The organism is Prauserella salsuginis (assembly GCF_024648885.1).
In the GTDB taxonomy this organism is placed as follows: domain Bacteria; phylum Actinomycetota; class Actinomycetes; order Mycobacteriales; family Pseudonocardiaceae; genus Prauserella; species Prauserella salsuginis.
In genome coordinates this window covers 437908-456184 of sequence record NZ_JANBBF010000013.1, presented here as the reverse complement: position 1 = coordinate 456184, position 18277 = coordinate 437908, and the positions used below count along the sequence as shown (strand labels likewise).

The following is an 18277-nucleotide window of genomic DNA, read 5'->3' as shown; positions in this document are numbered from 1 at the left end:
AGCAGCGATGCCCCGAAGGGCACCTTGGGGCACCGAATGCAGCCACACGCAAGAGTGCCCTTCAAGGGCGGTGGTCGCACCAACGACCTCCCGCGGTCACCTCCGGGATGACGTCACCGTTCGCTGCGCACCGGGGTGAGCCAGATCGCCAGCACGGGGAAGATCGCCGCGACGCAGAAGCCCAGCGCGTAGCTGCCGTCGCCGATCACGAGGCCGAGCAGCGGGGGCGTCAGCACGGCGGCGAGGTTCTGCGTCGTGTTCTGGACGCCCATCGCGCGGCCCGCCCAGCTGAGTCCTGCGAGTTCGGCCGACGCGGTGAAGCCGAGGCCGTTGTCGCTCACGGTGACGACGGCTGCCAGCGTGAGCGCGCCGACCGCGAGCCACGACCACGTGGCGTCCCCACCCGCCAGTAGCAGCATCACCATCGCGCTGGCCAGCGCCAGTGTCCGCATCGGACGGAGGCGGCTGTGCACCCGGTCCGACCAGTACCCGGCGACGAGTCTGCCCAGCGCACCGAGGCCCTGGCCGACGGCGAGGAACGCTCCGGCGGCGAGCGCGCTCCAGTCGTGCATCGTCACGAGGTAGACGGGCGCGAACGCCGACACGGCGAACTGCGGTACGACCAGCAGCGCACTGGCGCCGTGCACCCGCCACAGCGTCGGGCCTCGGTACGGCGATCGCGGGCGGTCGGGACGCGTGGGGTCGGATTCTGGCCGCGGCGGGTCGACCACGAGCCATGCGACGAGCATCGCGACGACCAGGGCGAGCACCGCAGGCAGCAACATGGCTCCGCGGTACCCGCCCTGCTCGGCCAGCGCCGGCAGCGACAGCGCGGCGATGCCGACGCCGATCGGCTGCGCGGTCTGCCGGATGCCCATCGCGACGCCGCGCTCGTCGGCGGAGAACCAGCCCATGACGACCCGGCCGCTGGCGGCGTTGACGGAGGCGGTGCAGGCGCCCGCAGCGACCAGTAGCGCGAACAGCACCGGTAGGGACGGGGCCGTGAAGCCCACCGCGAGCAACAGCACGCCGGAGGCGCCGAGGCCGAGCGCCATGACGAGCCGTTCGCCATAACGGTCGGCGGCGGCTCCCCAGAGGATCAGCGTGAGCAGCAGCCCGATGCTCGGGGCGACGACCACCGTGCCGGCCTGGCTGAGCGTGAGGTTCTCGGCCTGCTGCATCGCCGGGACCAGGAACGGGATGCCGAACAGGAAAGCGCAGCTCGCGGTCTGGGCGCTCAGTCCCAGCGCGAGGATCCGCCAGCGGAACCAGCCGGCCCCGCGGCCCGTGGCGGTCGTGGCATCGGTTCCCACGGCACCGGCCTGATCGCCGTGGTTGCCGTCGCCGGCACCGCGGCTGTCGCCGCCATCGGACGGAGGTCCCACCCGCGTCATCGACTCCCACCATTCAAGACGAGCATCCTGAATGATGGACTTTAGTTCGCGTGGCTAACCGTCACAAGCGAGCGAATGGGCCTCGCGGAGATCACGACCCGTGTAGGTGTGGGTGGCGAGGCCGCCGACGTGGTGGTCGGCGTTGACGGCCACCGAGACCGGCACCACACCGAACAGCGCCACGTCCGAGGACGAATCGCCGTAGGCCACGCAGTCGCCACGGGTGACGCCGAACGCCGCACACAGCTCGTCGGCGATCCGCACCTTGGAGTCGGGCGTGTGGATGCGCTCGGGATCGACGGGTTCGCGGAACGGCACCGCGGGCCACGGCGAGCCGTGCGCCGCATGCGCACCCCACGGCAGCAGCCGCTGGACGAAGAAGCTCGGTGAGATCGAGATGACGGCGCAGTGCTCGCCCCGCGCGCGGATGCCCGCCCACGTCTCGCGGATGCCATCCAGCCAGGGCGCACCCTCGAACGCCGCGGAGACGTGCTCCTCGGTCAGCTCACCCCACAGCGCCTGCGCGCGGCGCGCGAACTCGCCGGTGCTCAGCAGCCCGTCGGCGAAGGCCCGTTCCAGCTCAACGATCTCGCGCTCGACACCGATCTGCTTCGACAGCTCGATCGCAGCCGCCGAGTCGTGGATCAGGGTCCCGTCCATGTCGAACAAGTGCAGTCGCGTCATCGCGACGCACTGTAGCCGCAGTAGCCGCGGCGACCCGAACGAGTTTCCGTCGACGGGAGGATCCGGGATCCGGCCGAGAAACTGCGCGGGACGGGCGCGCCGGGGTCGGGTGCCCACCGGCCACCCACGCGACCCCGCCCGTGGGACGGGGCGGCCGCGATACGGGCATCCGGGCCCCGGTCGCGCGGATCAGGCCATCAGCTCGGCGTATCCGGGCTTGATGACGTTGTTGATCACGTCCAGCCGCTGGTCGAAATCCATGAACGCGGATTTCATCGCGTTGATCGTGAACCACTGGAGATCGGCCCAGTCGTAGCCGAACGCATCGACGAGTGCGGCGAACTCCGACGACATGGAGCAGCCACTCATCAACCGGTTGTCGGTGTTGACCGTGACCCGGAAACGCAGCTTCGCGAGCAGGCCGAACGGATGCTCGGCGATCGATGGTGCAGCACCGGTCTGAACGTTGGACGACGGGCACAGCTCCAGCGGAATACGGGTGTCGCGCACGAACGAGGCGAGTCTGCCCAATTGCACCTCACCGTCGGCGGAAATCTTCAGATCGTCGGCGATCCGAACGCCGTGACCGAGCCTTTCCGCCCCGCAATGTTGAATCGCCTCCCAAATGGAGGCGAGCCCGAAAGCCTCACCCGCGTGAATGGTGAAATGGCCGTTGTTGGAACGCATGTACTCGAATGCGTCGAGGTTTCGCGTCGGAGGATATCCGGCTTCCGGTCCGGCGATGTCGAAACCGGCCACGCCGGTGTCGCGGTGCCGGATGGTGAGCTCGGCGATCTCGGAGGCGCGGGCGTGCTGGCGCATCGCACACAGCAGCTGCCGAGCCCGGATGCCGTGGCCCTTGGCCTTCGCCTTCCGCTCACCCTCCGTGACACCGTCCGTGACGGCCTTGACCACCGCATCGAGTGACAGACCGCGTTCGACGAACAGCTCGGGGGCGTAGCGCAGCTCCGCGTAGACCACACCGTCGTCCGCCAGGTCCTCCACCGCTTCGGCGGCGACCCTGGCCAGCGCGTCCTCGGTCTGCATGACGCCGCAGGTGTGGGCGAACGTCTCCAGGTACTTCTCCAGCGAACCGGAGTCCGCGGCATCGGCGAACCAGCGGCCGAGCTCGTCGACGTCGGTGGTCGGAAGCCCGTCGTAACCGGTGCTGTCGGCGAGCTCGACGACGGTGCGCGGGCGCAATCCGCCGTCGAGGTGATCGTGCAGGAGGACCTTGGGGGCTTGCCGTAGTTCTTCCCAATTCGGGGCACTTGTGGTGTCCATGTACTGACACTACTCGCCGGCATCCGGCCACGCCCTGCTCCACGCCGACGAGACCCGGCACGGGATCCCGGCGATTCCACACCATGAGGAGGCGGAGTGTGCCCCAGGCACGCCCCGCCCATCCGGCGCGCGCACTCCCACCGGCGACCGCGCTCCCATCCGACGACCGCACTCCCGCCGACGACCGCGCTCCCACCAGCACCGACCCCCGGACATCTGGCCCACACACCGCAATGCCGAGCGACACGGCAGGCACGGCAGGCACCGGACATCCCGGACACAGTGGCGCGAACGGGCCGTGTCAACTTTCGGGCAATATGTTGACCCGTTCGTTATTCCCGCGGTTGCGCCGCCGTATACCGGCATATGCCACACCGGGTCCGCACAATTTCCCGGGGGCGCTGGCCGCACCATTTCGGGGATGGATAGGCTGCCGATCACGTCCCATCCTTTCCCCGCCGATGAAGGACTCGCAGTGACGACTGACAACCAACTCGCAGCTCCGTCCTTCGACCGGATGCGCAACATGCTCGTGCGCGCGGCCGAAGTCCGAGAGAGCGAACAGCAGCAGATCTTCGACGCGCTGGACGACATCTACGCCCGGCTCGCCCCGATCGACTCCCTCGGCGCGGTGCGCAAGCGGCTGGGTGAGCTGCCCGACCGTACCGAGGTCGGCGTCCTCGCGGAGCGCCTCGACGAGGCGATGACCCGCATGGAGGCGCAGGACAACGCGATCGCCGAGCTGGGCAAGAACATCGAGGCGGTCGTCGACAAGCTCGCCAAGCCGTTCGCGCAGCTGGACGGGCGGCTCGACAGCATGGCCGCGAAGTTCGAGGCGGTCGCGGGCCGGATGGACGGGCTCGAGGACAAGCTCGAGAACATCCACCGCCGTATCGACGAGCTCGGCGGGCACCTCGACAAGCAGGACGACAAGCTCGAGGCCATGCCGACGACGGTCGGCAACCCGGTGCGCGAGCGCATCGACACCCTGGAGACCGGCCTCAAGGAGCGCGTCGAACGGCTCGACGCCGACAACAAGGAGCGGCTGAGCAACTCCACCGACGCGGTGAAGACGTCGGTAACCGAGGCGGCGGAGACGATCGATCCGACGGCGCGGCTCGACAAGGTCACCGACAAGCTCGAACAGGTCACGAGCAAGCTCGACGACCTCGGCACGCGGGTCGACAAGGTCGAGGACGACCTCACCGGGCGGCTGGGCGACCTGGACGGGTCGGTGCGCTCCGGCTTCGCGGGCGTCGAAGGCACGCTGTCGAAGCAGCCCGAGGCCGACGACGTCGAGGCCGTCGTGCAGAAGAACAGCGAGGAGTCGGTGCGGCGCATCGGCGGCCAGCTGGACGAGGCGATGGCCACGTTCGCGGAGCTGATGCTCGGTGGCGGTCCGGCGCAGCAGACGGTGGCGGTGCAGCCGCCCGCGCCGCGGCAGCCGCGTCGCCGCAACGGCGGAAGCCGGCAGAAGGCGGACGCCAAGACCAAGAACAACGGCTCGTCCGACGCCGACGCGGAGGAATGAGCGGCAGCGCCACAGCGTGAGAAGCCCCGGGACACCTGGTCAGGTGCCCGGGGCTTTTCACGTTCCGCACGGTCACACCGGCCACCACGAGTGACCCGGTCGGTGAGGGGAACGGTCGTGAGCGGCGCGGCCGTGAAGGGGTGCGGTCGTGAAGGGGTCCGGTCGCGAGGGTGCGGTCGCGAGGGTGCGGTCGCGAGGGTGGTGCGGTCGCGAGAGGCTTGGCGGTTCCGGGGGGGCTTGGCGGTTCCGGGGGGCTTGGCGGTGCCGAGGTGCCCGGCGATGAGGGGAACATTCGGGGCGTTCAACGCCCCCAAGGTGCCCTTGGGGGCACTGCACTGGAGACACGCGCGACCCGCTCGGGCACGAACCTCCGTTACGAGCGGACGGTGTCGAGGACCGTCGTGGACGGCCACGGCGGACTCTCAGGAGCCGCGTCCGACACCTCGATGCCGCCTTCCAGCACCGCGAGGGCTGCGGGCACCGCGTCGGGCGTATCGGTGTGCAGTTCGAGCAACGGCCTGCCTGCCTCGACCCGCTCCCCCGGTTTGGCGAGGCAGCGCACGCCTGCCGCTGCCTGCACCGGGTCCTCCTTACGCACCCGGCCCGCGCCGAGCCGCCAGGCCGCCAGGCCGACGGCACGGGCATCGAGCGTCGTCAGCACGCCGGACTCGGGTGCTTCGACGACGTGGACGTGCTCGGGTTGCGGCAGCGGCGCCTCCGGGTCGCCGCCCTGGGCGCTGATCATGCGGCACCACGTCTCGTAGGCCTCGCCCGACGCGAGGACCGGGCCGGGGTCGACGTCGCCGTGTCCGGCGAGCGCCAGCATCTCGCGTGCCAGCGCCAGCGTCAGGGCCACGACGTCGTCGGGACCGTCGCCGCGGAGCACGTCGACGGCCTCGGCCACTTCGACGGCGTTGCCGACGGCCGCGCCGAGCGGGGTCGACATGTCGGTCAGCAACGCCCGCGTGGGCAATCCGTGTGCAGTGCCGATGTCGACGAGTGTCTTCGCCAGCACCCGCGCCTCATCGAGTGACGCCATGAACGCCCCCGAGCCGACCTTCACGTCGAGCACCAGGCCGCCCGCGCCTTCGGCGATCTTCTTGCTCATGATCGAGCTGGCGATGAGGGGCACCGATTCGACGGTCGCCGTGACGTCCCGCAGCGCGTACAGCTTCCGGTCCGCGGGGGCGAGCGTGTCGGTCGCGGCGCAGACGACGGCGCCGATGTCCTCCAGCTGCTTTCCGATCGCGTGCGCCGACAGCTGCGCCCGCCAGCCGGGGATCGATTCGAGCTTGTCGAGCGTGCCGCCGGTGTGTCCCAGCCCGCGGCCGGACAACTGCGGCACCGCGGCACCGCACGTGGCGACGAGCGGTGCCAGCGGCAGCGTGATCTTGTCGCCCACGCCGCCGGTGGAGTGCTTGTCGACCGTCGGGCGCGAGACGTGCAGGGCGAGCCGCTCCCCCGAGTCGATCATCGCTCCGGTCCACCGCGCCGTCTCGGCGGTGTCCATGCCGCGCAGGTAGACGGCCATCGCCAGCGCGGCCATCTGCTCCTCGGAGACGACGCCGCGCGTGTAGGCGTCGATCACCCAGTCGATCTGTTCCGGCGTCAGGTTCCGGCCGTCGCGTTTGGCGCGGATGACGTCGACTGCGGCGAACGGTTCGTACATGACGACAACCCTATGTCCGATCAGGTCCGCTCGGCGCGCTCACGCGTCGAGGACGCAGAACTCGTTGCCGGAGGGTCGGCGAACACCAGCCAGGGAAGACCGTCGCCACCGAGCAGGCTCGCGCCCATGCCGAGGAGCCGGTCGGTCACGTCGGCCTCCCCTGCGTCGCGGCGGACGTCGAGATGGAGCCCGTTCTTGCCGCGTTTCGGTTCGGGTTCGGGACACAGTTCGAGCAGCGGCCCCACACCGGCGGGGTGGCGCAGCGACGGCATGTGTCCGCTCCCCTGACACGGCACCCAACCGGTGATCGACGCCCAGAACTCGGCATCGCGGTCGGGGTCCGCGCTGTCCAACGGCAGCGCCGCGATCGGCCCGGAATCGCGGAAGACCTCGCGCTCGTCCATCACGCAGAACGCGTTGTCCTCCGGATCAGCCAGCACGACCCATGACTCGTCACCCTGGCCGATGTCGACATGGGCCGCGCCCAGCTTGAGCAGACGGTCCACGACCTCCTCCTGCCGGACGCCCCGCAGATCCGGGTGGAGCCGCGGGGGCGACGACGACTTCTCCGGCACCTGCGGGAAACACAGGTCCAGAAAGACCTCGTCGGTCAGCTGAACGCGCGCCTCGAACAGGTCCGGCCGATCCGTCAGGGGCTCGGCGTCGAGGGCCGCGGCCCAGAACGCGCCGAGCCGCCGCGGGTCGAGGGCGTCCCACACGATGTTTTCCAGGCGCATGTGCGCGGCCTCCGGGTCACTGGGCCCGCCCTGCGGCGGGTCTCACGTGGGCAGGTCGGTCGGTCCGAACGCGTCCGGCAGCACGGCCGACATCGGCAGGATGCCGCTCGGGGTGTCGAGGAGGCACTCCGGGCCGCCGAGTTCGTACAGGATCTGCCTGCACCGGCCGCACGGCATGAGCAGCTCGCCCGAGCCGCCGCGGCAGGCCACGGCCGTCAGCCGCCCGCCGCCGGACAGGCGCAACTGGCCCGCCATGGTGCATTCGGCGCACAGTCCGACGCCGTAGGAGGCGTTCTCGACGTTGCAGCCGGTCACCACGCGCCCGTCGGTCACCAGTCCGGCCACCCCCACGTGCAGGCCCGAGTACGGTGCGTACGCCAGCGCGGCCGCTGCCTCCGCCTCGGCGCGCAGCGACTCCCAGTCCGGAGCCGTCACGAGTCTTCCCCTCGCCGGTACTGTTTGCCGATCGCCTTGGGCACCCGCAACCGCTGTGCCGCGACGGCCAGCACGATGATCGTCACGAAGTGCGGCGTGTACGGGATCAGGTCGCTCGGCAGCTCGTCGCTGGTCCAGTAGATCCAGTACAGCACCACCGCACCGGCGACGCCGCCCGCAGCGGCCCACCAGTGGCGCCGGATCAGCTGCAGCACCACGATGATCGCCAGCAGCAGCACCGCGCCGTAGCAGAGCGCCAGCACCGCCGCACCGCCACCCGACAGCTGCAGGCCGTCGGCGTAACCGAACAGCGCGGCACCGCCGAGCAGGCCGCTCGGCCGGTAGTTACCGAAGATCATCGCTGCGAGGCCGATGTAGCCGCGGCCGTTGACCTGGTTCTCCAGGTAGTCCGCGCCGCCCTGCAGCAGCACCAGCGACGCACCGCCCATGCCGGCGAATCCGCCGGACGCGGCGACGGCGATGTACTTGTGCAGGTAGACGTTCACGCCGAGCGACTCGGCGGCCACCGGGCTCTCGCCGCACGACCGCAGCCGCAGCCCGAACCGCGTGCGCCACAGGATGAAGTAGCTCGCCGGAACGAGCAGCAGTGCGATCATCGCCAGCGGCGACACGTGCGTCACGAGACCCCGCAGCAGACCGGCCACATCGGACAGCACCACGCGTTGTTCGTCCTCGAGGGCGCCGAGCCAGTCCGAGAGGAACGTCGCCGAGTAGGTGTCGAACTTCTCCACCGACGGCGATTCACGCGGGTTGCCGGAGATCGGTTCGAACACGAGGGTCGCCAGGTACTTCGCGACCCCGAGTCCGAGCAGGTTGATCGCCACACCGGACACGATGTGGTTGACGTTGAACGTCACGACCGCCACCGCGTGCAGCAACCCGCCCAACAGTCCGAACAGGATTCCCGCGGCGAGTCCGACCCAGACGCCGCCGTAGTAGGCGCCCCAGGCCGAACCCCACGTGCCGAGGATCATCATGCCCTCGAGGCCGATGTTCATCACGCCCGCGCGCTCGGCCCACAGCCCGCCGAGCGCGGCGAGCAGGATCGGCAGCCCCAGTCGCAACGCCGTCTGCGAGGTGTCGCTGGAGGTCAGGATCGGCATGTCCGTCAGATACGACGCCGTCGACAGCACGCCGATCGCCACGACCGCCCACAGTGCGCCGCGTGCCCAGCCGGGAAGCCTGCGCCTGGCCGTCGTCGCCGTCGGGTCCGGCCTCTCCATCACCGTGCTCACACCGCACCGCCTTCCGCGACGCCCGCCGGCTGACCGTTCCGCCCGGCGCGGCCGACCCGGCGCTGCTCGGCGGCGAGGTCGGCGCGGCGGACGATCTCGTACGCCACCACGACGGACAGGACGATCGTGCCCTGCATGATCGTGGCGATCTCACTGGGAATGCCGATCGACTCGAGCGAGACCGCCGACCGGTCGAGGAACGCCCACAGCAGCGCACCGAACGCGATGCCCGCCGGGTGGTTCCTGCCGAGCAGCGCGACCGCCAGGCCCGTGAAGCCGTAGCCCTGCGTGGCCGTCATGGCGTACACGTAGTCGCGGCCGAGCAGCTCCGGCATCGCGACCAGACCCGCGACCGCTCCCGAGAGCAGCATCGCGGCCAGCGTCATCTTCCTCGCGCTCACCCCGCCCGCGGCTGCGGCCGTCTTCGACTCGCCGCTGGCCTTGAGTTCGAAGCCGAACCGCGTGCGGGTGAGCATGAACCAGTAGCCGTAGCCAAGCGCGCCCGCGATGACGATGAAGCCGAACAGCGTGCCCGCCTCCCCGAGCGGAATGCCCGGAATCCGGCCCGACGGCGCGATCTCCGCGGTGGAGAGGTTGTTGCCGTGCAGCACGCCGAACTGTTCCGGGTTGATCAGGAAGGCGACGATGCCGAACACGATCGAGTTCAGCATGATCGTCGTGATGACCTCGCTGACGCCGCGGTAGACCTTCAACAACGCAGGCAGCAGGGCATACAGCGCGCCGGAGAACATCGCGACCACCAGGATCGCGATGACGTGCAGCACCGGCGGCAGCTCCATCCACGCACCGACGATCGCCGCGACCACCGCGGCGAACCGGTACTGGCCCTCGACGCCGATGTTGAACACGTTCATCTGGAAACCGATCGCCGCGGCCAGACCCGCCAGGTAGTAGACGATCGCGAGGTTGACCGTCGAGACGGCCGTGTTGCCGTGGAACAGCTGCGCGCCCATCGTCGCGAACGCCTCGAGCGGGTTCGCACCGGAGATCAGCAGCGCCACCGACGACAGCAGCATCGCGAAGATGATCGCGAGCGCAGGCGGCAGCAACGCGGTACGCCAGTTGATCATGCGGCATCCTCCCCTGTCCTGCGGGGCACCCTCCCCTGCTGCGGCGAAAAAGCATGCCGCAGCGGGGGCCCAACCCGGTCGGCCGTCGCGAACGCCGCTCCGCAAGCTCCGCAATTCTCGTTCACGCGGCCTCCTCCCCCGCACCCGTCATGGCGGAACCGAGCTCGGTCGGCGTCACGGTCGCCGGGTCGGCCTCACTCACGAGACGCCCGCGGAGCATCACGCGGATGGTGTCGGACAGTCCGATCAGCTCGTCCAGATCCGCCGAGACGAGCAGCACCGCCAGCCCGTCGTGGCGGGCCGCGCGCATCTGCTCCCAGATCAGCGCCTGCGCCCCGACGTCCACGCCGCGGGTCGGATGCGCCGCGATGAGGAGCACCGGCTCACCCGAGAGCTCCCTGCCCACGATGAGCTTCTGCTGGTTCCCGCCCGACAACGCGCCGGCCAGCACCTCCACGCCCGGCGTGCGGACGTCGTACTCCTCGACGACACGCTCGGTGTCCCGCCGCGCCGCGCCGGGATCGATCAGCCGGCCGTTCGAGACCGGCTTACGGGTCTGATAGCCGAGGATCCGATTGCTCCACAACGGCTGCCGCAACAGCAACCCGTGCCGGTGGCGGTCCTCGGCGATGTAGCCGATCCCCGCCTCCCGCCTGGCGAGCGTGCCCAGGCGCGTGATGTCGCGCAGCTCGCCGTCGCCGGAGGCCAGTTCGACCGTGCCCGCCGACGCCTTGCGCATGCCCATGACGGTCTCGACCAGCTCGGTCTGGCCGTTGCCCTCGACACCCGCGATCCCGAGGATCTCGCCCGCGCGCACGGTCAGCGACACGTCGTCTAGCACCGCCCGCTCGCTGTCGTCGGCGTCGAGCCGCAGCCCGCTGATCCGCAGCACCGGGCGGTCGGTCACCGTCGACTCGCGGGTCTCCGGGCTCGGCAGCTCCGATCCGACCATCATCTCGGCCAGCTCACGCGAGGTGACCGTGGCCGGGTCGACGGTGCCGACGGTCGTGCCGCGCCGGATGACCGTCACCTCGTCGGCGATCGACCGCACCTCGTCGAGCTTGTGGGAGATGAAGATGAACGTGTAGCCGTCGGACCGCATCTCGCGGACCGTCTCGAACAGCGCGTCGACCTCCTGGGGCACCAGCACGGCCGTCGGTTCGTCGAGGATGACGATGCGCGCGCCGCGGTAGAGCACCTTCACGATCTCGACGCGCTGCCGGTCGGCGACGCCGAGGTTCTCCACCAGCGTGTCCGGGTCGGCGTGCAGGCCGGTCCGCTCGGCGAGCTTCGTCAGTTCGGCGCGCGCCTTGCGGCCCATGCCGTGGCGGCCCTCCGCGCCGAGCAGCACGTTCTCCCGCACCGTCAGGTTGTCGGCGAGCATGAAGTGCTGGTGCACCATGCCGATGCCTGCCCTGATCGCGTCCTGCGGGTTGCGCAGCTCCACGACCTGGCCGCCGACGGAAATGGTGCCCTCGTCCGGCTGCTGCATCCCGTAGAGGATCTTCATCAGCGTGGACTTGCCCGCGCCGTTCTCGCCGCACACGGCGTGGACCTCGCCGGCGCGCACGGTCAGGTGCACGTCGGAGTTGGCCACCACGCCGGGGAAGCGTTTGGTGATACCGGTGAGTTCGACCACCGGTTCCGGTTCGGTCATCTGTTCTTTCGCCTCGTTCGAGCGGGCTGGATTGGCAGAGTCGCCGCAGGCGGCGGACCCCGCATGGCGGCGAGCCGGTGGGCTCCATTGCCACGCGGAGCGATCAAAGCAGATACACGCGCTCCGGTGCGGGAAAAGCGCCGGAAAGCAGCGCGTGGGGCTCGCCGACGGCGTCATACCGCCCGCGAGCCCCACGCATGGTCAGACCTGATCCGGCCCGACGTCAGCCTTCAGGGGTTTCGGAAACCTCGACGTCACCGTCCACGATGGCCTTCTTGTAGCCCTCGAGCTCCTCGGTGATGTCCTCGATGTCCGGGTTGGACTTCGAGTAGCCCACGCCGTCCACCGACAGGTCGAACCGCTCCGGCAGATCGTCCGGATTGCCGTCGGCGACGGCGGCGATGTAGTCGTACACCGCGACGTCGACCTTCTTGAGCATCGACGTGACGATGACGTCCTTCACGTCGGCCAGCGTCTTCTGCTTGTACTGGTCGGAGTCGACACCGATGCCCAGTGCGTCGCCTTCGGCGGCCGCCTCGAACACGCCCTGCCCGGACGCACCGGCCGCGTGGAACAGCACGTCGGAGCCCTGGCTGATCATCGACTTCGATTTCACGTTGGCCTTGGCCGGGTCGTTGAAGCCGCTGATGTCACCCGCCGGCGTGAGGTACTCGCTCTTGACCTCGATGTTGTCGCCGCCTGCGGCCTTGACGCCCTGTTCGAAGCCGGCCTGGAACTTCTGGATCAGCGGCGTCTGCACGCCGCCGACGAAGCCGACCTGGCACTCCGACGTCTTGTACGCCGCGGCCACGCCGGCGAGGAAGGAGCCCTCCTCCTCGGCGAACACCAGCGGAGTCACGTTCTTCTCGTCGACGGAGTTGTCGTCGACGAGCGCGAACTCGGTGTCCGGGTACTGCGGCGCGACCTTGCCGACGGCCTCGGCGTAGGCGAACCCGACCGCGATGATCGGGTTGTTGCCCTGCTCGGCCATCTGCCGCAGCCGCTGCTCCTTGGCGGCTTCCGACTCGCTGCCCGCGGCAGGGCTCTCGCTGCCCTTCTCGGCGCCGAAGTCCTCGACCGCCCTGTCGACGCCCGCGGCCGCGGCGTCGTTGAAGGAGGCGTCGCCCCGGCCGCCGACGTCGAAGGCGAGGCCGATCTTGTGGTCGCTCGCATCGATGTCGCCGTGCTCGGTGGTCTGCTCTTCCCCATTGCCCTCGGGCGCGGCGGGAGCCTCGTTGGTGACGCAGCTGCCCGGTTCGCCACCGCCGCCCTCGCCCGCTGCCTGGTTCCCATCGCCCCCGGAATCCTTGGCGCAGCCCGCCATTGCCAGCACGCCGGCCATGGCGATTGCCGCCAGCGCTCCACCACGCTTTCGACGCACGGTGTCACTCCCTTCCCGCCTTGCGGGCGGACGAACTGAAGATGTGCCCGGTTCATCGGGCGGACTGGCGAACCGTACCGCTCCGTGACCTACACGGCAGCCACACGGAACTCCGTGTAATCCAAATGTTTAAGTTCCGGCCAATCCTGCCGTGTAGGGCTCACGCAGTGTTACCCCCGAACGTCGCGAAACCCCGAGGGTCGATGCTGCCCCGAAGGGCACCGTTGGGGCGCCCGCCAGCCCGACCACCTCCCCTCTCGGACACGCTGACGCGTGGCTGTGTTCGAGGCCGAAGGTGCCCTTCGGGGCACGTCGCAACGGCGGCGAAGCTCCGACAACCCGGGCACGCGAGATGCACGCGAAGGTGTGACCAGCACGACCTCACAATCGGCTCGGCCTGCGGTAGGGCGCGCGGGCGCGCTGTCTGGTCGATCACAGCTGGGAACCCGAGGTTGAGCCCGCTATGTCCGGCAGGTCTAGCATTCGGCGCGTATATGACGCTCGGGTCACCATGACCTCGGAAAAAGACGCGGTCCTGCCGGGCGGAGAAGTCCATCAGTGACGTTGGAGGCCGTACACCGATGTCCACCACTGCGAGCACTGCCGCTGAGGCCGGTGCGAGTGATCGGGCGGGCGCCTCACGCCGGAGCGGAACGTTCTACCGCGGCGACCCCGGCATGTGGTCCTGGGTAGCGCATCGCGTTACCGGGGTGCTCACCTTTTTCTTCCTGTTCGTGCACGTGCTCGACACGGCGCTCGTCCGGGTTTCCCCGAACGCCTATGACGAGGTCATCGAGACCTACAAGACGCCCTTCGTCAACCTCCTCGAGGTGGGTCTCGTCGGCGCCGTGCTCTACCACGCGCTGAACGGCATCCGGGTCATCCTGGTCGACTTCTGGGAGAAGGGACCCAAGTACCAGCGCCCGATGTTGTGGACGACCCTCGGCATCTGGGTACTCGTGATGATCCCGGGCACGTACTTCATGCTCGCGCGCACCGTGAGCGAAATGTTCGGAGGCGGCCACTGATGAGCGAATCGCTGACTCTCGACAAGCCGCGTTCCCCGCGGCGCCCCGCGGCCCGCCGGAACAACTTCGAGCTCTACAGCTGGGCGTTCATGCGGATCTCCGGCCTCGCGCTGGTGATCCTGGTGCTGGGCCACCTGTTCATCATGAACATCCTCGACGACGGCGTGCACCGCATCAACTTCGCCTTCGTCGCGGGCCGCTGGGCCTCGCCGTTCTGGCAGTTCTGGGACCTGGCGATGCTCTGGCTGGCTCAGCTGCACGGCGGCAACGGCCTGCGCACGATCATCGACGACTACGCGCGTAAGGACACCACGCGCTTCTGGCTGAAGATGCTGCTGTACGTCGCCATGGCCGTCATCCTCGTGCTCGGCACGCTGGTGATCTTCACGTTCGACCCGAACATCACGGCCTGAACCCCACCACACGGAGACTTCTCATGCAGTTCCACAAGTACGACGTGGTGATCGTCGGGGCTGGTGGCGCCGGCATGCGCGCGGCGATCGAAGCCGGTCAGCGCTCCCGCACGGCCGTGCTCACCAAGCTGTATCCGACGCGGTCCCACACCGGCGCGGCGCAGGGCGGCATGTGTGCCGCGCTGGCGAACGTCGAAGAGGACAACTGGGAGTGGCACACCTTCGACACCGTCAAGGGTGGCGACTACCTGACCGACCAGGACGCCGCGGAGATCATGGCCAAGGAGGCCATCGACGCGGTGCTGGACCTGGAGAAGATGGGCCTTCCGTTCAACCGCACCGAGGAAGGCAAGATCGACCAGCGGCGCTTCGGCGGTCACACGCGTGATCACGGCAAGGCCGCCGTGCGCAGGGCCTGCTACGCGGCCGACCGCACCGGGCACATGATCCTGCAGACGCTGTACCAGAACTGCGTCAAGCACGGCATCGAGTTCTACAACGAGTTCTACGTCCTCGACGTGACGATGTCGACCAACGAGGCCGGCGAGCAGGTCGCCTCCGGTGCGATCGCCTACGAGCTCGCGACCGGTGAGATCCACGTCTTCCAGGCCAAGTCGATCGTGTTCGCCACGGGCGGTTTCGGCAAGGTCTTCAAGACGACGTCGAACGCGCACACCCTGACCGGCGACGGCATGGGCATCTACGCGCGCAAGGGCCTGCCGCTGGAGGACATGGAGTTCTACCAGTTCCACCCGACCGGCCTGGCCGGCCTGGGCATCCTGCTCACCGAGGGCGCCCGGGGTGAGGGCGCGATCCTGCGGAACGAGTCGGGCGAGCGGTTCATGGAGCGCTACGCCCCGACGATCAAGGACCTCGCGCCGCGCGACATCGTCGCCCGTTCGATGGTGCTCGAGGTGCTCGAAGGCCGGGGTGCTGGCCCGCACAAGGACTACGTCTACCTCGACTGCACGCACCTCGGCGAAGAGGTCCTCGAGACCAAGCTGCCGGACATCACCGAGTTCGCCCGCACCTACCTGGGTGTCGACCCGGTGCACGAGCCGGTGCCGGTGTACCCGACGGCGCACTACGCCATGGGCGGCATTCCGACGAACGTCAAGGGCGAGGCGCTCAAGGACAACGACACCGTCATCGGCGGCCTGTACGCGGCCGGCGAGGCGGCGTGCGTGTCCGTCCACGGATCGAACCGGCTGGGCACCAACTCGCTGCTGGACATCAACGTGTTCGGCCGTCGCGCGGGCATCGCCGCGGCGGAGTACGCCAACGGGATCGACCACGTCGAGCTGCCCGAGGACCCGGCCAAGATGGTGCAGGGCATGGTCGACCACCTGCGGACCGCCTCGGGCGGCGAGCGTGTGGCCGACATCCGCAACGAACTGCAGCAGACGATGGACACCAACGCGGCCGTGTACCGCACCGAGGACACGCTGAAGCAGGCGCTGTCCGACGTGCAGGCGCTCAAGGAGCGCTACGGCCGCATCGCCGTCCACGACAAGGGCAAGCGGTACAACACCGACCTGCTCGAAGCCGTCGAGCTGGGCTTCCTGCTGGATCTGGCGGAGATGCTGGTGAACGCGGCGCTCGCGCGCAAGGAGTCCCGCGGCGGTCACGCCCGCGAGGACTACCCGGACCGCGACGACACCAACTTCATGCGGCACTCGATGACGTACAAGATCCTGCCGGAGCAGGAGGACCCGGACGCGCCGCTGGGCCTCACCGGGTTCACGGCCGACCTGCGGCTGGACTACAAGCCGGTCGTCTTCACCCGGTACGAGCCCATGGAGCGGAAGTACTGATGCGTACTGCCGCACCGCACGCGGAGGATGTGAAATGACAGCGGTAGCTGAACCCACCAACGACACGTCGCAGATCCCGGCTCCGGAAGGCTCCGTCACCATCACGGTGAAGATCCTGCGGTTCAACCCGGAGATCGACAACGAGCCGCACTGGGAGTCCTACGACGTCCCGGCGCTGCCGACCGACCGTGTGCTGAACCTGCTGATGAACATCAAGAACTACGCGGACGGCACGTTGTCGTTCCGTCGTAGCTGTGCTCACGGCATCTGCGGGTCGGACGCGATGCAGATCAACGGCATCAACCGGCTGGCCTGCAAGGTCCTGGTCAAGGACCTGCTGGCGAAGGACGGCAAGCAGACCACGGTCACGGTGGCCCCGATCAAGGGCTTGCCGACGATGAAGGACCTCTATGTCGACATGGAGCCGTTCTTCGAGGCGTTCCGTGCGGTCAAGCCGTACCTGATCGCCTACGGCAACGAGCCGACCAACGAGCGCTACCAGTCGGTCGCCGACCGCGAGCGGTTCGACGACACGACCAAGTGCATCCTGTGCGCCTGCTGCACCTCGTCGTGCCCGGTGTACTGGGCGGACGGCTCGTACTTCGGCCCGGCCGCGATCGTCAACGCGCACCGGTTCATCTTCGACTCGCGGGACGAGGCGGCCGAGGAGCGGCTGGACATCCTCAACGACACCGAGGGCGTGTGGCGCTGCCGCACGACGTTCAACTGCACCGACGCCTGCCCGCGTGGCATCCAGGTGACGAAGGCGATCCAGGAGGTCAAGCGCGCGCTGCTGTTCAAGCGCACGTGAACACCTCGATCACGACGAGAAAAAGGGCGTTCCGGCTCGCGACGAGCCGGAACGCCCTTTTTCTCGTCCGCGGGCCCGTGTTGCGGGTTCCGGGGCCCGTGTTGCACGCACCACCTTCGCCGGCCAACACTTCGCCACCGGCCCGGCGCGGTCACAGGTCGTCGCAGGCCGCCCGCATGCCGGTGACCGCTTGTCGGAACTCGGGAGTGTCGTCGGCCATGGTCTGCCGGACGAGCAGATACGGCTTCGCGAACGCCTCGGCGAACTGCTCCAGCGCCGGGTCCTCCTCCGCGGCCGCGTTCGCGAGCTCGACGGCCGCGGCCCACCGGCGATACTCGCCCATGTTCTTCTCCGACGGCACGCCCGGCTCGACCCGCTCGGCGACCGCACAGGCCGCGGCCGCGTCGGCCTCGGCTCCCTCGCCCGGCCCCGACGTCAGCCACCACGTCAGGCCCACACCACCGCCGCCGAGTACGAGTCCGGCCACGACCGCCACCACCAGCGGAACCCGGCGCACGCACCCGTTCTGCTGCGGCTGCCGGAGAACCTGTGGCTCATACGCCTGTCGATGAGGCTCGGCCCGGTAAGGCTGCGCCGGATACGACTGCGCCGGATGCGACTGCCCGCCGGCCTGCGGCACCGCTGGTTGCCCGTGCGGCGGCGTCGCCGCATCCTGCCCTGCGGCATCCTGACCGTTCGGCTGCGACGACGGTCCAGGGCTCTGCAACGCCCCATGGCCTTGTGACGTCTCGGGCGGTTGGGACGCATCAGTGCCCCGCGGCGGCTCCGGCTGCTGCGGCGACTGCTGGGACGACTGCGGCGGCGGACCCGGCTGCCGCGGGTTCCAGGACGATTCGGTCATGTCACTCCGACCGCCTCGGTCGCCCGCGCGTTGCCTCGGACCGGAGTCGTCACCCAACCGTCATCAACGGCGGACGTCGACTGCACTCGACGGGCCCTGCACACCCGGCCACTGCACTCAACGGGCGCTGCACGCCCGGCCGCTGTACTCAGCGAGCCCTGTACTCAACGGGCTCCGTACTCAACGGGCCCTGCAACTCAGCGGGCCCTGCACCACCCGCTTGTGCTCCC

Annotated in this window: 16 protein-coding genes; 5 read left to right on the top strand and 11 right to left on the bottom strand. The window is 69.2% G+C overall.

From position 1 onward, the window contains the following. Window positions 1-113 precede the first annotated feature (113 nt). The 3 genes from LY40_RS22470 to LY40_RS22460 form a co-directional block, all read right to left on the bottom strand. Entirely contained in the window at window positions 114-1394 is a 1281-nt protein-coding gene (locus LY40_RS22470; protein WP_183779403.1) for an MFS transporter, read from the bottom strand. 54 nt (window positions 1395-1448) lie between these two features. After that, window positions 1449-2078: an HAD family hydrolase gene (locus LY40_RS22465; RefSeq protein WP_183779405.1), complete on the bottom strand. Its 630-nt coding sequence runs from the start codon at window positions 2076-2078 to the stop codon at window positions 1449-1451. Between the two features lie 189 nt (window positions 2079-2267). Further along, entirely contained in the window at window positions 2268-3362 is a 1095-nt protein-coding gene (locus LY40_RS22460) for an adenosine deaminase (protein WP_183779407.1), read from the bottom strand. Between the two features lie 475 nt (window positions 3363-3837). Between LY40_RS22460 and LY40_RS22455 the strand changes: the two genes are divergently transcribed. Beyond that, the gene (locus LY40_RS22455) at window positions 3838-4893 is read left to right on the top strand and encodes a PA containing protein (protein ID WP_183779409.1); all 1056 of its coding nucleotides are present in this window, start codon (window positions 3838-3840) and stop codon (window positions 4891-4893) included. Window positions 4894-5266: 373 nt separating this feature from the next. Here the strand turns inward: LY40_RS22455 and LY40_RS22450 are convergent, their stop codons facing one another. The 7 genes from LY40_RS22450 to LY40_RS22420 form a co-directional block, all read right to left on the bottom strand. Beyond that, on the bottom strand, window positions 5267-6562 hold the full coding sequence (locus LY40_RS22450) for a thymidine phosphorylase (protein ID WP_258938045.1): 1296 nt from the start codon (window positions 6560-6562) through the stop codon (window positions 5267-5269). A gap of 20 nt (window positions 6563-6582) precedes the next feature. Further along, entirely contained in the window at window positions 6583-7299 is a 717-nt protein-coding gene (locus tag LY40_RS22445) for a VOC family protein (protein WP_258938044.1), read from the bottom strand. A gap of 42 nt (window positions 7300-7341) precedes the next feature. Next, on the bottom strand, window positions 7342-7734 hold the full coding sequence (locus LY40_RS22440) for a cytidine deaminase (protein WP_258938043.1): 393 nt from the start codon (window positions 7732-7734) through the stop codon (window positions 7342-7344). Beyond that, the gene (locus tag LY40_RS22435) at window positions 7731-8990 is read right to left on the bottom strand and encodes an ABC transporter permease (protein WP_372497709.1); all 1260 of its coding nucleotides are present in this window, start codon (window positions 8988-8990) and stop codon (window positions 7731-7733) included. The genes LY40_RS22440 and LY40_RS22435 overlap by 4 nt, the downstream gene beginning before the upstream one ends. Continuing rightward, window positions 8987-10081 carry an ABC transporter permease gene (locus LY40_RS22430; RefSeq protein WP_183779417.1) on the bottom strand — a complete coding sequence of 365 codons (1095 nt, stop codon included), beginning with the start codon at window positions 10079-10081 and terminating at the stop codon, window positions 8987-8989. Before LY40_RS22430 ends, LY40_RS22435 begins: the two co-directional genes overlap by 4 nt. A 121-nt stretch (window positions 10082-10202) precedes the next feature. Further along, the gene (locus LY40_RS22425) at window positions 10203-11738 is read right to left on the bottom strand and encodes an ABC transporter ATP-binding protein (protein WP_183779419.1); all 1536 of its coding nucleotides are present in this window, start codon (window positions 11736-11738) and stop codon (window positions 10203-10205) included. Between the two features lie 223 nt (window positions 11739-11961). Continuing rightward, window positions 11962-13080, bottom strand: coding sequence for a BMP family lipoprotein (locus tag LY40_RS22420; protein WP_183784967.1), 1119 nt, complete (start codon window positions 13078-13080; stop codon window positions 11962-11964). 620 nt (window positions 13081-13700) lie between these two features. Between LY40_RS22420 and sdhC the strand changes: the two genes are divergently transcribed. Genes sdhC through LY40_RS22400 form a run of 4 tightly spaced genes read left to right on the top strand, consistent with a single transcriptional unit; the run spans window position 13701 to window position 17185 of the window. After that, on the top strand, window positions 13701-14147 hold the full coding sequence (gene sdhC / locus LY40_RS22415) for a succinate dehydrogenase, cytochrome b556 subunit (RefSeq protein WP_183779421.1): 447 nt from the start codon (window positions 13701-13703) through the stop codon (window positions 14145-14147). Then, the gene (locus LY40_RS22410; RefSeq protein ID WP_183779423.1) at window positions 14147-14560 is read left to right on the top strand and encodes a succinate dehydrogenase hydrophobic membrane anchor subunit; all 414 of its coding nucleotides are present in this window, start codon (window positions 14147-14149) and stop codon (window positions 14558-14560) included. Before sdhC ends, LY40_RS22410 begins: the two co-directional genes overlap by 1 nt. Window positions 14561-14583: 23 nt before the next feature. Further along, complete coding sequence (gene sdhA / locus LY40_RS22405; protein WP_183779425.1) at window positions 14584-16374, top strand: succinate dehydrogenase flavoprotein subunit; 1791 nt, start codon at window positions 14584-14586, stop codon at window positions 16372-16374. Between the two features lie 34 nt (window positions 16375-16408). Beyond that, window positions 16409-17185 (top strand): succinate dehydrogenase iron-sulfur subunit, encoded by a 777-nt coding sequence (locus LY40_RS22400; protein WP_183779427.1) that lies wholly within the window; start codon window positions 16409-16411, stop codon window positions 17183-17185. 151 nt (window positions 17186-17336) lie between these two features. Here the strand turns inward: LY40_RS22400 and LY40_RS22395 are convergent, their stop codons facing one another. Next, a complete protein-coding gene (locus LY40_RS22395; protein ID WP_183779429.1) occupies window positions 17337-18047 on the bottom strand; it encodes a hypothetical protein in 711 nt (236 codons plus the stop codon). Between the last annotated feature and the right edge of the window lie 230 nt (window positions 18048-18277).

Excerpts from the sequence above, each read along its gene's own strand:
- LY40_RS22470 (WP_183779403.1), bottom strand. The coding sequence starts at position 1,394 with ATGACGCGGGTGGGACCTCCGTCCGATGGCGGCGACAGCCGCGGTGCC.
- LY40_RS22465 (WP_183779405.1), bottom strand. The coding sequence starts at position 2,078 with ATGACGCGACTGCACTTGTTCGACATGGACGGGACCCTGATCCACGAC.
- LY40_RS22460 (WP_183779407.1), bottom strand. The coding sequence starts at position 3,362 with ATGGACACCACAAGTGCCCCGAATTGGGAAGAACTACGGCAAGCCCCC.
- LY40_RS22450 (WP_258938045.1), bottom strand. The coding sequence starts at position 6,562 with ATGTACGAACCGTTCGCCGCAGTCGACGTCATCCGCGCCAAACGCGAC.
- LY40_RS22445 (WP_258938044.1), bottom strand. The coding sequence starts at position 7,299 with ATGCGCCTGGAAAACATCGTGTGGGACGCCCTCGACCCGCGGCGGCTC.
- LY40_RS22430 (WP_183779417.1), bottom strand. The coding sequence starts at position 10,081 with ATGATCAACTGGCGTACCGCGTTGCTGCCGCCTGCGCTCGCGATCATC.
- LY40_RS22425 (WP_183779419.1), bottom strand. The coding sequence starts at position 11,738 with ATGACCGAACCGGAACCGGTGGTCGAACTCACCGGTATCACCAAACGC.
- LY40_RS22420 (WP_183784967.1), bottom strand. The coding sequence starts at position 13,080 with ATGGCCGGCGTGCTGGCAATGGCGGGCTGCGCCAAGGATTCCGGGGGC.
- sdhC (WP_183779421.1), top strand. The coding sequence starts at position 13,701 with ATGTCCACCACTGCGAGCACTGCCGCTGAGGCCGGTGCGAGTGATCGG.
- LY40_RS22410 (WP_183779423.1), top strand. The coding sequence starts at position 14,147 with ATGAGCGAATCGCTGACTCTCGACAAGCCGCGTTCCCCGCGGCGCCCC.
- sdhA (WP_183779425.1), top strand. The coding sequence starts at position 14,584 with ATGCAGTTCCACAAGTACGACGTGGTGATCGTCGGGGCTGGTGGCGCC.
- LY40_RS22400 (WP_183779427.1), top strand. The coding sequence starts at position 16,409 with ATGACAGCGGTAGCTGAACCCACCAACGACACGTCGCAGATCCCGGCT.
- LY40_RS22395 (WP_183779429.1), bottom strand. The coding sequence starts at position 18,047 with ATGACCGAATCGTCCTGGAACCCGCGGCAGCCGGGTCCGCCGCCGCAG.